The sequence below is a fragment of the Pseudothermotoga sp. genome (assembly GCF_031962025.1).
GTDB lineage: Bacteria > Thermotogota > Thermotogae > Thermotogales > DSM-5069 > Pseudothermotoga_B.
Genome location: NZ_JAVRKW010000002.1, coordinates 241,969 through 255,702 on the forward strand (window position 1 = coordinate 241,969; position 13,734 = coordinate 255,702).

Annotated in this window: 13 protein-coding genes; 8 read left to right on the forward strand and 5 right to left on the reverse strand. The window is 42.2% G+C overall.

All coding sequences use genetic code 11. The annotated features are described in order from the left end of the window. The first annotated feature begins 48 nt into the window (after positions 1 to 48). From AC4E92_RS03045 to AC4E92_RS03080, 8 genes are all read left to right on the forward strand, one after another. Positions 49 to 1,290 (forward strand): aminotransferase class I/II-fold pyridoxal phosphate-dependent enzyme, encoded by a 1,242-nt coding sequence (locus AC4E92_RS03045; protein WP_490239113.1) that lies wholly within the window; start codon positions 49 to 51, stop codon positions 1,288 to 1,290. Between the two features lie 77 nt (positions 1,291 to 1,367). Next, the gene (locus tag AC4E92_RS03050) at positions 1,368 to 3,200 is read left to right on the forward strand and encodes an ABC transporter substrate-binding protein (RefSeq protein WP_490239114.1); all 1,833 of its coding nucleotides are present in this window, start codon (positions 1,368 to 1,370) and stop codon (positions 3,198 to 3,200) included. A gap of 78 nt (positions 3,201 to 3,278) precedes the next feature. Further along, on the forward strand, positions 3,279 to 4,430 hold the full coding sequence (locus tag AC4E92_RS03055) for an ABC transporter permease (protein ID WP_490239115.1): 1,152 nt from the start codon (positions 3,279 to 3,281) through the stop codon (positions 4,428 to 4,430). 10 nt (positions 4,431 to 4,440) lie between these two features. Further along, entirely contained in the window at positions 4,441 to 5,421 is a 981-nt protein-coding gene (locus tag AC4E92_RS03060) for an ABC transporter permease (RefSeq protein ID WP_490239116.1), read from the forward strand. A 4-nt stretch (positions 5,422 to 5,425) separates the two neighbouring features. Further along, entirely contained in the window at positions 5,426 to 6,424 is a 999-nt protein-coding gene (locus AC4E92_RS03065) for an ABC transporter ATP-binding protein (RefSeq protein ID WP_490239117.1), read from the forward strand. Further along, entirely contained in the window at positions 6,414 to 7,583 is a 1,170-nt protein-coding gene (locus AC4E92_RS03070; protein ID WP_490239118.1) for an ABC transporter ATP-binding protein, read from the forward strand. The genes AC4E92_RS03065 and AC4E92_RS03070 overlap by 11 nt, the downstream gene beginning before the upstream one ends. Continuing rightward, a complete protein-coding gene (locus AC4E92_RS03075; RefSeq protein ID WP_490239119.1) occupies positions 7,558 to 7,989 on the forward strand; it encodes a hypothetical protein in 432 nt (143 codons plus the stop codon). The genes AC4E92_RS03070 and AC4E92_RS03075 overlap by 26 nt, the downstream gene beginning before the upstream one ends. After that, positions 7,986 to 8,345 carry a hypothetical protein gene (locus AC4E92_RS03080; protein ID WP_490239120.1) on the forward strand — a complete coding sequence of 120 codons (360 nt, stop codon included), beginning with the start codon at positions 7,986 to 7,988 and terminating at the stop codon, positions 8,343 to 8,345. The genes AC4E92_RS03075 and AC4E92_RS03080 overlap by 4 nt, the downstream gene beginning before the upstream one ends. Here AC4E92_RS03080 and AC4E92_RS03085 read toward each other — a convergent pair. The 5 genes from AC4E92_RS03085 to AC4E92_RS03105 are packed head-to-tail and all read right to left on the reverse strand — an operon-like array spanning position 8,271 to position 13,727. Next, the gene (locus tag AC4E92_RS03085) at positions 8,271 to 8,891 is read right to left on the reverse strand and encodes a CPBP family intramembrane glutamic endopeptidase (protein WP_490239121.1); all 621 of its coding nucleotides are present in this window, start codon (positions 8,889 to 8,891) and stop codon (positions 8,271 to 8,273) included. The genes AC4E92_RS03080 and AC4E92_RS03085 overlap by 75 nt on opposite strands. 11 nt (positions 8,892 to 8,902) lie before the next feature. Beyond that, complete coding sequence (locus tag AC4E92_RS03090) at positions 8,903 to 10,684, reverse strand: TIGR03960 family B12-binding radical SAM protein (protein WP_490239122.1); 1,782 nt, start codon at positions 10,682 to 10,684, stop codon at positions 8,903 to 8,905. Then, complete coding sequence (locus tag AC4E92_RS03095; protein ID WP_490239123.1) at positions 10,681 to 12,339, reverse strand: penicillin-binding transpeptidase domain-containing protein; 1,659 nt, start codon at positions 12,337 to 12,339, stop codon at positions 10,681 to 10,683. Before AC4E92_RS03095 ends, AC4E92_RS03090 begins: the two co-directional genes overlap by 4 nt. After that, positions 12,326 to 12,730: a hypothetical protein gene (locus AC4E92_RS03100; RefSeq protein WP_490239124.1), complete on the reverse strand. Its 405-nt coding sequence runs from the start codon at positions 12,728 to 12,730 to the stop codon at positions 12,326 to 12,328. The genes AC4E92_RS03095 and AC4E92_RS03100 overlap by 14 nt, the downstream gene beginning before the upstream one ends. Positions 12,731 to 12,755: 25 nt before the next feature. After that, the gene (locus AC4E92_RS03105) at positions 12,756 to 13,727 is read right to left on the reverse strand and encodes a 2-hydroxyacid dehydrogenase (RefSeq protein ID WP_490239125.1); all 972 of its coding nucleotides are present in this window, start codon (positions 13,725 to 13,727) and stop codon (positions 12,756 to 12,758) included. Positions 13,728 to 13,734: the final 7 nt, after the last annotated feature.

The following is a 13,734-nucleotide window of genomic DNA, read 5'->3' on the forward strand; positions in this document are numbered from 1 at the left end:
GCAAAAGTTGTAAAATACAGATGCAGTAGACAAAAGGAGGTGTGACAGATGCCTTTGGAAAGAATAACCAAGGCACTTGATGAGGAATTACAGCAACTGAAATGGGAAGGTCGTGCAAAGGGAAAAGAGTTCATAATAACAGATATCAAGAAACCAGAAGGTGAAAAAGGACCCAGGTTTTTCCTGAAGGGTTATGGGAACAAAGAGTTCATAAGAATGAACTCCAATTCTTATCTTGGAATGTCTTTGAGAGAGGAGATCATAAAAATTGAGGAAGAAACAGCCAGAAAATATGGTGTTGGACCAGGTGCGGTGAGATTCATAAGCGGTACTTACCTGCCTCACAGGGAACTTGAAAAGAAACTTGCACAATTTCATCTTAGAGAAGATGCGATGATCTACAGCGCGGCGTATGTCACAGTGATCGGTGTGATCTCTTCTCTCACAGACTCCGAAACGATCATCATAAGCGACGAGTTAAACCACAATTGCATTATCAACGCCGTGAAGCTTTCAAGACCAAAGGACAAATTCGTTTACAAACATTTAGATATGAACGATCTTGAGCAAAAAATAAAAGACAGTATTGGCAGAGCAAGGAGAGTTCTTGTTATCACCGACGGTGTTTTCAGCATGCGAGGAGACTATGCACCGCTGGACAAAATAGTTGATATCGCAAATAAGTACGATAGCTATTTTGAGCAAAACATAATTGTCATTGCCGATGATTCTCACGGTGTGGGAGCCTTTGGAGAAACAGGCAGAGGAACCGAACAAGTAGTTGGTGCACGGGTTGATCTTCTAATTGGAACACTCGGGAAGGCTTTCGGTGTGAATGGTGGATATGTGGTCTCAGATCAGACTGTGATTACATACCTGAGAGAAAAAGCAATTACGTATATTTACTCAAACCCAATCACACCAGCAGAGGCTGCATGCGCACTTAAAGTCTTACAGATTCTTGACAGCGATGAAGGTAGAGAAAGGTTGAGATATCTGGGAAAACTGACCAAGAAATTCAGAGACGGTTTGTTAAAACTCGGTTATGAAACCATTGTCAGTGAACATCCGATTGTTCCTTTACTTGTTAGAGACACCAAGAGAACCTCTGATATGGTGAACTATCTAATAGAAAATGGTGTCCTTGCCACTGGTCTGAACTTCCCCGTAGTTCCAAAAGGAGATGAAACAATAAGATTTCAAATAAACGCCGATCACACACCTTATGACATTGATTTTGTCTTAAAAGTACTTGAGAACTACAAAAAAACAAGGTGGGACAGATTCTAATTTATTAAGGAGTTTGACTCATCGTGTAACAGATTGTATAATGAACGTAGATCAATCTTTGAAGGGAGGTAGAGGGAATGAAGAAAGTGTTTGTGTTGTCAGTGCTCGTTTTTGCGGTTTTTGCTTTCGCACAGGCTGTTAACTGGGCTTTCTTGCAGGAGCCAATTTCACTGAACATCTGGAATTACCTTGGTCCAAATGCGACGGTATGGACTGGCTATGTGATAGGTCCAAGAGTCTCCGGGTTGTACTCTTACTCAGATGTGAGATTTGACTGGATCCCGAGTCTTGCCGCAGATCTTCCAGATCTTGAACAACAGGGAGATCAGTGGGTGTACACCATAAAACTCAGAACAGATGTCACATGGTCAGATGGTACGAAGTTCTCTGCTGATGATGTTGTCTGGTCTATGAACACCGTCAGAAAATTCATAGTTGATTACGGTCTTGGTGGAAACTGGGCTGGTTACATCGATCCCGATTACTTCATCAAAGCAGAAAAGGTTGATGATTTCACGGTGAAAATTTATTTCACACAACCAAGTCTTGCAAAGGCAAACTTCGGTGCATTGATGATGCCAATCCTTCAGAAAAAATACTGGGAACCAAAAGTTGAGGCAGCTCTCAAAACAGCGGATCCACTTCAAACAATGTACAACTACGATGTTTCCGACGAGCCAATCCTTGGGGCATTCTTGCTGAAAAAGTGGGAAAAAGGAGCATTCATAGAAGTCACTGCTCGTAAAGATTACTTCGACACCGGCAGTATACTGACTCTCTACAAAAACGGTGCGGTGTCCATCAAAAATCCAAACACTGGATTTGCCTGGTCTGGTTATGGTGAACCAACTGGTGAAAAATTGTACGAACTTGTCACAGGTCCTTACGTTGATAGCATAATCTACAGAATGTACCTGAACAGATCTGCCGCTATAACCGCTCTGATCAACGGCGATGTCAGCTTTATCTTCAATTCACTTGGCTTGCAAAAAGGTGAGGCAGATCAACTTGCAAAGGTTGCGAATGTTAAATTGATCAGCAACTCTGTGAACGGTTTCAGATACATGTGCTTCAACATGAGAAGATTCCCGATGAACATCAAAGAATTCAGACAAGCCATAGCGGCTCTTGTGGATCGTGAATTTCTCACTTCCAGGGTCCTTGGTGGTCAGGCATTTCCACAATACGGTGTTGTGCCCAATGGAAATGTCTTCTGGTACAACCCCAATGTTGAAAAACTTTCACCAGGTTATGGCATGAGCTTTGGAGACAGAAGAAAACTTGCCATCGATCTTTTGAAAAAAGCTGGTTTCAAATGGGTTGTCGAGCCAAAGATCGAGGGCAACAACGTTGTCAGACAGGGTAGAGGTTTGATTGGTCCTAATGGTCAGAGAATTGAACAAATAGAACTTCTTGCACCCGGTGCAGGCTATGACCCAATGAGAGCCACAATAGCACTCTACATTGAAAGATGGGCAAATGAACTTGGTATACCTATAAAAGCGAACCTGGTCGACTTCAACCTGATCGTTCAGAAAGTCTTTGATGAGCCATTCAACTTTGATATTTACATGCTGGGCTGGAGCCTTGGATACTATCCAGATCACGTTGCAGATTTCTTCCACAGCAAGCGCGCAGGTGTCGGTGATTACAACGCTGCTGGATACAACAATCCAGAGTTTGATAAACTTGCCGATGAATTTCTTGCAGCATCTGATATCGACAAGGCAAGAGAACTGTCCTTCAAACTTCAGGAGATCCTTGCACAGGATGTTCCTTATGTGGTGATCTTTGACACACCGGTTACCGAAGCTTACAGAACAGATCAGATTATCTTCCCGTATGAAAAGACGCTGTCTGGATTGCAATATGCGAACGGAACACCACTGCTTGTAAAGGCAGCAAAATGAGTATTCAATGATTTTTCAATTTCCACCGCCCCGCCACGCGGGGCGGTTGGGATTTTATAGCCTGAGAGGAGGTAAAAGGTGCTTAAATTTATTGGCAAAAGAGCTTTTCAAATTGTCATACTTCTATTCATCTATGTTACAATTGTTTTCTGGTTGATGGAAGCCCTGCCTGGAAGTTTTCTTGATAAGTACCTCATGAATCCAAAGATTACTCCAGAAATAAGAGAAAACTTGAAACGTCAATTTGGTTTTGACAAACCCGTTTTTACCAGATATCTGTATTACATGAAAAACTTCGTGACCTTAGACCTCGGCGTGTCGTTTTCGTATTTTCCAAGGAAAGTCACATCAATAATATTTGAGAGGCTTCCCAGAACAGTTTTTCTGTTCGTAACCTCGACCTTAGTTTCGTATGCCCTTGGATATAATCTTGGTAAAAGATCTGCATGGAGAAGAGGTAAGATAATCGATCAGGTGACAACCTTCACCGGCATCGTGTTCTGGACGATCTTTCTGCCGTTGCTCGCCATATTCAACATCTGGTTGTTTGGAGTTATACTGGGAGTACTTCCGCTGAACCAGTTTATAGAACCGAATCTTTGGAGACACGTTTCTTTTTCAGCGCAGGATCTTTTTCTAAAGCTTCTGCTCAATGCATTTATCTTTCTGATTGTTTTTCTAATTTCCATGATCATTTCCAGCAAACTCAAGACAATAGCCGCCAAGAGAGCTCTACTTTATACTTCTTCGATTACCACGATTGTTATCTCAATTTTGATTTGGATTCTCTCAGGCAAGGGAGTTTATGCCTGGGATATAATAAAACACATGGTTCTACCTGTATTTACGCTGACACTCTATTCTTTTGCCGGAAGTATGCTTGTGATGCGTGACACAATGCTTGATGTTATAAGGGAAGACTACATCACCACGGCAAAGGCAAAGGGTTTACCTGATAAAGTAGTGAGAGACAAGCACGCGGCGAGAAACGCTTTGTTACCACTTGTGACCAATTTTGTGATAAGTCTTGGTTTCACGATAGGTGGAGGCATAATAACCGAAACCATGTTTTCCTGGCCCGGTCTTGGAAGGGCATATTTGGAAGCCCTCAATCAGCAGGATACTCCTTTGATGGTAGGACTTCTTGTTTTCACGGGTATTTTTGTTCTTATCGCCCACCTTGTTGCCGATGTACTCTATGCCTTTTTGGATCCAAGAATAAGATATTGAGGTGAGCAAAATGGTTGAAGCGGTCATAAAGGAACCCCTGTGGAAGATTCGTCTTAAACTCTGGATGAGATCCTTCAGAACAGGATGGGAGTTGTTCAGAGAAAGAAAGCTGGCTGTTTTTGGACTCAGTGTCATAATATTCTTCGCAATTTTTGGTCTGGTTTATCCTCTTTATCCGATCATAATGAAAAACATTTTCTGGAAAAATGATCCTTTAGGGTATCAGGCATTCGCACCTTATGATCCTGTAATTGGTTTTGATCCTGATGTAATTAGCCACCCATCTGCCCCATCTCTCAGACATCCACTTGGCACAGACCCACTTGGAAGAGATATTCTGTCGATGATCATGTACAGCACACCGCGTGAATTTGTCCTTGGTATAACTGCCGCTTTGATAACAGTTGTCATAGGTACGATCATCGGTGCCAGCTGTGCATATTATGGCGGTGTGATAGATACATTTTTTATGAGACTTGCTGATATAGTCATGCTTTTCCCAAGTCTTGCACTTTTGATGGTCCTGAGTGCTTTCATAGATTTGACGCTTTTCAGACTGGCTCTGATCATAGGTATGCTTTCTGGCTTTGGTTCAATCACTCTGGTGTTGAAAGCGCAGGCTTTGACCATAAAGGTTAGACCATTCATCGAAGCCGCAAAGTCTGCCGGTGCGAGTGACGCTTATATAATATTCAAGCACATCATTCCAAATATTTTACCTCTCTCGTTTTTGTACATGATGCTGGATGTGACAGGTGCTATCTTCACCGAAGCTACACTCTCTTTCCTGGGTCTTGCAAACATTAGGATGAGCTGGGGTGTGATCATTCAAATGGCTGAATCGTCAGGTTACCTGATGGGAGCGAGTATAGGAACTTACTGGTGGCTGTGGCTTCCTGCTGGAGTCTGCATAACTTTGCTGTGTTCTGCATTCTATTTCCTTGGTAGAGGACTTGAAGAGATTGTGAACCCAAGGCTCAGAAAGAGGTGATGAAATGCTGCTCTCTGTGAAAGATTTGAGGATGCACTATAAGACGAAAATGGGATATGTGAAGGCTGTTGATGGGATAAATTTTGATCTTGATTCTGGTGAGAGTTTGGGAATAGTTGGCGAATCTGGATGTGGTAAAACTTCTATCTCGATGACGATTTTGAGGTTGTTACCAGATAATGCAGAGTTCAAAACGGGAAGTGTTCTTTTTGATATGGGAAACGGTCCAGTGGATCTTGTTCAATTAGACGAATCAGAAATGAGAAAATACAGATGGCGTGGCATATCTATGATCTTTCAGGCTGCCATGAATTCACTCAATCCAGTTTATAAGGTGGGAGATCAGATAATCGAAGCCATACAGAACCATTTTCCCGAAACTCCTGTGGACAAAGCCCGAGAAAAAGTCGCCGAGCTCTTTGAATTGGTTGGACTCGATCCGTCCAGGATGGATCAATATCCACATCAGTACAGTGGTGGAATGAAACAAAGAGCGGTTATTGCAATGGCTTTAGCATGTGATCCAAGAGTTATCATTGCCGATGAACCAACAACAGCGCTCGATGTTATCGTTCAGGACAGGATACTCAAAGAAATAAGAAAGATTCAAAAGAAGCTGAACATGGCAATGATATACATCTCTCATGATATCGCAGTGATAGCAGAAGTCAGCGATAAAATAGCGGTCATGTATGCGGGAAAATTCGCTGAACTCGCCGATTCAGTGACAATTTTCAAAAGACCCATGCATCCGTATACCTATGGTTTGATGCATGCTTTTCCAAGTACCGTTGGTGAAAAAACAGATCTTGTCACGATACCAGGAGAGCCACCAAACTTGCTCAATCCACCAAAAGGCTGTCGGTTTGCTCCAAGATGTCCCAAAGCAGATACAACGTGCTTGAACCAGGAGCCTGAGTACAGAGAAATAGAAAAAGGTCACTTTGTAGCATGCCATCATCCTGTGGAACCAAAAGAGGTGGTGCGTTTCTATGAACAATGAACTGGTGTTAAAAATAGAAAATCTCAGAAAACTTTTCCCGGCTGAAAGGCGCATTTTCGGCAAAACAAGATACTTTGTTCATGCCGTGGATGATATTTCAATCGAGATAAAAAAGAAGGAATCACTTGCGCTGGTTGGAGAATCAGGCTGTGGAAAAACGACAACAGGCAAAGTTCTTGTGGGGCTTGAAGAACCGACAGAAGGAAGGATAATCTTTGAACAGGAAGATGTAACACCCCTGTTGTATGAAAATGAATCCTTGGCAAGGCGCTATGTGGAAAAAAATTATGTTGAAAGGTTTTCAAAGATGAGTGATGAACAGCTCAGACAATTAGATGGTATAGATGGCATATATGCCGATAGGTTTCTCAAACTTTCAAGAAACGAGGCGAAATTCGTTTCAGAGTTTCTCGAAAATCGAAGATCAAGGGTCTGGCAATTGCGCAGGCGTGTACAGATGATCTTCCAGGATCCGTACGAATCGCTCAATCCAAGGATGACGATCTTCGATATAGTTTCTGAACCTTTGAACATCCACGAAATAGGTAATTTGAAAGAACGTGAGGATAGAGTCGCGCAAATGCTTGCGGATGTCGGCTTGACCCCGCCGGAAACTTTCATGTTCAGATTTCCACACGAACTTTCAGGTGGGCAGAGACAGAGAGTGGCAATAGCAAGAGCGTTGATTTTGAATCCATCTTTTGTAATCGCAGATGAACCCACTTCAATGCTCGATGTGTCAATTCGAACAGGTGTGATGAAACTGATGATGAGACTTGCCGATGAACACAACATGAGTTATCTGTACATAACTCACGATCTTGCCGTCGCAAGGTATATGAGCAACAACATAGCGGTCATGTACCTGGGTAAAATAGTTGAGACTGGTCCAACCGAGGAGGTACTGCAAAATCCACTTCATCCTTATACCAAAGCTCTTCTGGCTGCGGTACCTATCCCTGACCCGGAGCAGAGAAGAGGCGAACCAAATATAAAAGGGAGTGTTCCCAAGCCTATAAACCCGCCAAAGCGGTGCAGGTTTTTCGATAGGTGTCCGTATGCAGTTGAGTATTGTGAAAAGAACGACCATCCACGTTTGGTAGAAGTTCTTCAGGGGCATAAGGTCGCCTGTTATGTTGTCAGTGGAGAAGCAAAATAGAAAGATTAACTGGCTTTTGTTTTTGTGTATAACCCTGGCGGTGTTGAATTACACTGCCGGGGTGATTGTTTATAGAGGTTACATTCAAAGACTTTCCAGCACATCGGCTGTTTGCCAGATTTTTCTAAAATCCGATTCTTTGCACGGAGAAATAAACATAAACCCCCCTGATGATTTGGCTGTTTTTCCTGTGGATTATCAGATCTATTTTTATGATCAAAAAGGTGATACACTACAACTTGTTGCGAATTCTTTAAACGGACAGCTTCGTGCGGTTTTTGATGTTCCAATCAGAGAGAAACTTTTTTCGACTCAATGGCATGTTGTGGGATATTCAAACATTAGAATCAAATGGTTGTGGCTCTCGATGAATCTGACTTTGCCAGTAGAGGTGGAGGTCAGATGAAGAAAATCTCTGTCTTTTTCATTTTAATGGTTTTTGTTTACCATGCGGTTGTTTTTGAACTGATTTTAGGAAAGTTTTCACCACTGCCGTCTTATTTACTCTGGGTGATCGTTGCTGTGATCTCCTGGGTTGTTGGATTGTCTGTGGAGTCATTTTCGAAGATCCTGTTTATCATAATAGGTTCTTTCATTGTGGCTGGAATTGTCAGCTACTTTCTGATGGGTTATTACATTCGCGAAGGTGTAGCTGGTCTGGTTCAGATCATTACTCTGAAAATGATATCAATCTCTCTGCTCACCATCTTTTTGCTCAGCAGTATCTGCGCCTTTTTTGGTTACATGTTCAGATCTCATTAGTACAAATAGGCTCACTGAATTATTCAGTACATGGCAGAGTAATGCGCAAAAAAGGCTTTTTGTGCTCAAGACAGAGTAAGCGAATATGTAACCCACGGCAAATCTGTAAGCAAAATTGAAGATTGAAAATCTCTCTATCTTGCTGAAAACGTTCGACAGATGAATGAAAGAAAAGATCAATGCATTTATAAAGACATCTGGTATCAGAGACAGTACTGCGCCTCTGAAGATGATCTCCTCTGATATGGGTAGCAGAATGCCCATGAAGATAAGGTCAACAAAAGATATTTTTTTGTAAAATCTGATTTGTTCAGCCTTGAGAAAGCCCCCAAGAAGGATCATCGCTCCAAAAGCTACAAGAAAAGGTATCAATCCCTTAAATTGTATTTTGAATGTGTAAGGCACTCTCAGAAAAACAAAAAGAACAACTGCATACAGAAGCTGGCAAAAAGCGATGAACTGTATTCTATTTTTTCTGAGCAATTTAGAGAGATTTTGCAGTACTATCATTACAAACAAAACCAGTAAAACCAGTAAAAATCCCAAATTTCATCCCTCTATCTTTCTAACACGTTTTTCACGGTCGAATTGCACACGCCACAGCCATGGCATCTGTCCCATCGGCAATCTGAAGTTGTAATGCCTTTCAAAGCTTTTTCATATTCTTCTATCAGAAACTTTTTACTCACTCCAACATCGATGTGATCCCAGGGAAAGTCTTGATCGATACTCTTTTGGCTCAGATAAGAATGTAGATCGATCTGGCATTTTTCGATGGCATTCTGCCATAGACTGAAGTTGAAAATATTTTCCCATTCATCAAACAGTGAACCATCTGTGAACGCGTTCAAAACAACATCGAAGACCTTTCTATCGCCTCTGGATAGCAAGCCTTCTATCAGGCTCATGTGCGGGTTGTGAAAATCGATGCTGGCAATGTCTTTTGCCTGCAAAATGATTTTCTGTGCATGGTTTACATAATCGATCGATCTTTGCTCGGCAAACTGGAAAGGTGTGTGTGGTTTTGGTATGAAATTTGCCACAGAAAGAACGATCTTTTTGAATCCAATTTTGCGAGCGATTTTAGCCATTTGCACAATGCCGTAAAGGTCTTCATCTTTCTCTGTTGGCAAACCGATCATGAAATAGAGCTTCACCCTGTTCCAACCAGCTTTCTTTGCCGCTTCAAGGGTGCTTATGTAATCTTCTTCGGTCACATTTTTGTTTATCACATTTCTGAGCCTTTGAGTACCAGCCTCCGGCGCAAATGTCAAACCTGTTCTCCGTACAGCGCTCACCGCTTGTGCGATGGACAGACCGAATCTATCAAGGCGTGTAGAAGGTATGGATATGGACACAGCCAGGTTTTTAAGCTTTTCTCTGAGAGTTTCTAAAACTGTATTTATGGTGCTGTGATCTGCGGTAGACAGTGACAAAAGAGCGAGTTCTTCGTAACCTGTGCATAAAAGCGATGAGATTGATTCATCGATGATATTTTTACTGTACTTTTCTCTGACAGGTCTGTATATGATTCCTGCCTGGCAAAATCTGCATCCTCTGGTGCAGCCGCGCATGACTTCCACCACGACTCTATCGTGAACGGGTTGTGTATTTGGTATTATTCTCTGATCTGAGAGTTTAGCTTCGTTGAGATCTTTGAATATCCTTCGGTTTATCTTTTTCGGTGCCCAGTCAAAAAGCGGTCTTGGTGGTATGGTCGGTTGATAAAACATCGGCACATAAACTCCGTCTATTTGAGAAAGTACCTTGAGCCTTTCTTCTCTTTTCATTCCTTTTGTCTGGATCAAGCTTTGAGCTATTTGCAGAGCCACATCTTCCCCATCTCCCACGACAAACGCATCGAAAACTCTTGCAAGGACCTCGGGATTTGTTGTACATGGCCCACCGGCGATGATTATTGGATCACTTTCTGTACGCAGATCCGAATAAAGCGGTATTTTGGCAAGATCGAGTACGCAGAGTACATTTGTGTATGAAAGTTCGTACTGAAGAGATATACCTATCAAATCGAGTTTTCTCAACGGAGTCTTCGATTCCAGTGTGAACAATTCGATGTCTTTTTGCTTCATCAGATTTATCATGTCTTTCCACGGCAAAAAAGCTCTCTCAGCCCATACCTCTGGCAGGTTGTTCAGCACATTGTAGATGATCAACAGTCCAAGATTTGACATTCCGATTTCGTAAAGGTCTGGGAAGACCAGTCCCACTCTGAGTTTTACTTCAGACGGGTTTTTCATTATCTGATTGTATTCCATACCGATGTACCTGGAAGGTTTTTCGACTTTTTCAAGGTTTTCATTTATTAAACGCAGGATCATTTTTTTGTCTCCCCCATGAGAAATTCAAAGATTTTTCTTGCCATCGGTGCGGCAGCTTCTCCTCCTCCGCCTGCATTCTCGAGCATAACTAAGACTATGAATTTTGGAGAATTCACCGGCGAGAATGCAACAAACCACGAATGTGATCTTTCACCCTTTTTACCGGTTTCAGCAGTTCCCGTCTTGCCAGCCACATCGATGTTAAAGCCTTTGAATGCCTGATATGCTGTTCCCTCGTCGGCTGGATTACCGTTTGACTTTACAACCTCTCTGAGAGAGTCTTTCAGAAAATCGATTGTACTTTGCTTGAGTGGGATTTTGTAAGATAATCCTTTTTCGAATTCGTAGATTTTCTTACCTTGCTGGTTTTTGACGTGATCAAGCACATGAGGACGATAGCAGGAAGCATCGTTAGCTATCGTGTTGAAAAAATTGAGGACCTCAATGGGCGTGAGATTGATAAAACTCTGTCCTATTCCGCACAGTATCGTATCACCCGGATACCAGGGCTCTTTGTAGGTGTTGTATTTCCAGTTTGGATCCGGGTACAACCCTCTGCGCTCAGCCGGTAAATCTATTCCGGTGAGTTGATCGATCATGAAAAGATTTGCGTACTGTTTCATTCTTTCAATACCAAGCTCCAAGGCTAAATTGTAGAAAAACACATTGCACGAGACTCTGATAGCCTTTTTCAGATCGGTCACGCCGTGTCCAGATATATACCAATCTCTATACAAACCCAGAGATCTTCCAGAACTTCCGATGTACTCATAGTATCCTTTGCAATCGACGGTTTTGCCAAGATCTGGATTATTTTCCAAATATGCAATGGCATAGAGCGGTTTTATGATAGATCCAGGTGGATAGGTCGCACTGATTGCCCTGTTCAAAAGAGGGCTTTTGGGATCATTTGAGATCTGTATCCATTGTCTTTGATCGATATTCAGAAGCATGTTTGGATCAAAACTTGGAAAAGAAGCCATTGCGAGAATTGAACCATCTTTTGCTGACTGGACAATGACAGCACCGGCGTGGTTGAAACTGCTCAAAAGTCTCTGGACATACTCTTGAAGCTTTGAATCTATCGTCAATACAACGTCATTTCCTGCAAGTGGTACTGCCTGTAAAAATCTTCCAGTGACTCCACCCGATACCGATACGCTCACCAGCTCGTAACCATCCTGACCTTTCAGGTACGAATCGTACTGCTTTTCTACTCCAGATACTCCATATCTATCGGCACTGATATAGCCAACAACATGAGGTGCCAGGTTACTGTAACGCCTCACATATTTTCTGAAGACTAAGACGCCTGCTTTTTCGAGTTTCATTGCCTCAGCCTCAGTTACCTGTATCTCTTCACCGAGTATCAATTTCAACTTTCTTTCCTGTCCCAGTATTTCGCCAACTTTCTCAACATCTAAGGAACCAGTTGATCTTGCAACCAAGATCTCTTCGTCCCATGCGAGTAATACACCGTCCCTGGTCAGTATTTTTCCCCTCGGAGCATCGATTTTTCTCACATAAACTTTAAGTGACTCTATGTATTCAAGATGGGATTTATGTTGAATGACTTGAAGTACAAAGGCTCTGATCAGTAAAACAACGAATGGAACAGTCATCATCAGATAAATCACTGCTTTAAGCCTTTTCAAGGTTAATCCTCCAGATTGACATGGACAGTATACTCAGTATTATCGTCATGATCAAGGACGAGCCTTCAAAAAATAAAAGCACAGTAACAGCTATATTGTAGAGCAAAAATGGAATGAATGGTTTGAGAAAGTATTCCCTTGTCGTGATAAAAAAAACGTAAGTTGCAAATATCATTAAATGAAAAAAATTCTGGCTCTGGAAACACAGTGCCGAGTGAATTGTTAAGATCACCATAACTCTCACAATACTCACAATCGATGAGAATATGAGGTACTCAACGGCAAGATAGGGTATGAGTAAGGTGAACAGATCAAAATAGGCACTGTCAACGGCTAAGACAAGAACTCCAAAAACATATATTCCAAGTTTTCGCCAGTAAATGCCGTTCACTTGCTTCACCTGCTTACATTATATTTTAGTATTCCTGCTCGGGATCAACGGGGTTGATTATTTCACCCGTTCTTAAGAACGTCTCCAATATGTTAAACGTCTCGTTCATGAGTCCATCGCTTCCCTGTTGAGTGTAACCACCGACATGAGGTGATAGAACGACATTTTTAAGCGTGTTGAATGGATATCTGCTGGGCAGTGTGACTTCGTCGGTGTTTCTGGGATACAGATACCAGGTGTCTATGGCTGCTCCTGAAAGGATCCCATCTCTGAGGCTCTGGAAAAGTGCTTTTTCATCAATTATCTCGCCTCTTGATACGTTTATCAGGTATTTTCCTTTCATTTTGTGAAGCCTTTCGGCATCGAATAAGTTTCTGGTTTGTTTTGTCAGCGGAAGGGTTATGAAAATCACATCACTAACTTCAACTGCCCAATCCAGATCTGATGTTATATTCGAATGCTCTTTTGGAGCGGATTTTCTGACTCCTATGATCTGACAGCCAAAAGGTTGCAACAACTTGGAAAGTTCCTCGCCTATATGCCCCATGCCCACGATACAAACCGTTTTGTTTCTGAGTGAACACCAGTGATCTTCTTCAACAGAACCAACTGAATAACCATGCCAGACACCGTATCTGAGATCTCTATCGAATTCGACAACCCTTCCAAGAAGTGCCAGCGCCAGAGCCAGTGCCCTTTCGGCAACGGCAGGCGCATTGGCATGACAGTTGCTAACCATTACTTTCTTTTTCCTGATTGCTTCCCAGTCGAGTGCATTCACACCAGCCATCGGCACGATTATCAATTTGAGTCTTGAAGACTCGATTTCTTCCTTGGAAAGCCTTGCAGAAACAACAACATCGGCGTCTTTTATGAGCAAGCGAGGCGATGGATTTGAAAAATATCCCTCAAAATGAACATTCCGATGAAGGTCTTTGAGTTCTTTTATCTTAGCCAGCCATTTATCGTTGATTCTGTTCAGAAAAAGCACCAGCATTTGACCA

What these genes read in the sequence shown, in the direction of transcription:
- AC4E92_RS03045 (WP_490239113.1), top strand. Translation starts at nt 49, where the DNA reads ATGCCTTTGGAAAGAATAACCAAGGCACTTGATGAGGAATTACAGCAA.
- AC4E92_RS03050 (WP_490239114.1), top strand. Translation starts at nt 1,368, where the DNA reads ATGAAGAAAGTGTTTGTGTTGTCAGTGCTCGTTTTTGCGGTTTTTGCT.
- AC4E92_RS03060 (WP_490239116.1), top strand. Translation starts at nt 4,441, where the DNA reads ATGGTTGAAGCGGTCATAAAGGAACCCCTGTGGAAGATTCGTCTTAAA.
- AC4E92_RS03065 (WP_490239117.1), top strand. Translation starts at nt 5,426, where the DNA reads ATGCTGCTCTCTGTGAAAGATTTGAGGATGCACTATAAGACGAAAATG.
- AC4E92_RS03070 (WP_490239118.1), top strand. Translation starts at nt 6,414, where the DNA reads ATGAACAATGAACTGGTGTTAAAAATAGAAAATCTCAGAAAACTTTTC.
- AC4E92_RS03075 (WP_490239119.1), top strand. Translation starts at nt 7,558, where the DNA reads ATGTTGTCAGTGGAGAAGCAAAATAGAAAGATTAACTGGCTTTTGTTT.
- AC4E92_RS03080 (WP_490239120.1), top strand. Translation starts at nt 7,986, where the DNA reads ATGAAGAAAATCTCTGTCTTTTTCATTTTAATGGTTTTTGTTTACCAT.
- AC4E92_RS03090 (WP_490239122.1), bottom strand. Translation starts at nt 10,684, where the DNA reads ATGATCCTGCGTTTAATAAATGAAAACCTTGAAAAAGTCGAAAAACCT.
- AC4E92_RS03105 (WP_490239125.1), bottom strand. Translation starts at nt 13,727, where the DNA reads ATGCTGGTGCTTTTTCTGAACAGAATCAACGATAAATGGCTGGCTAAG.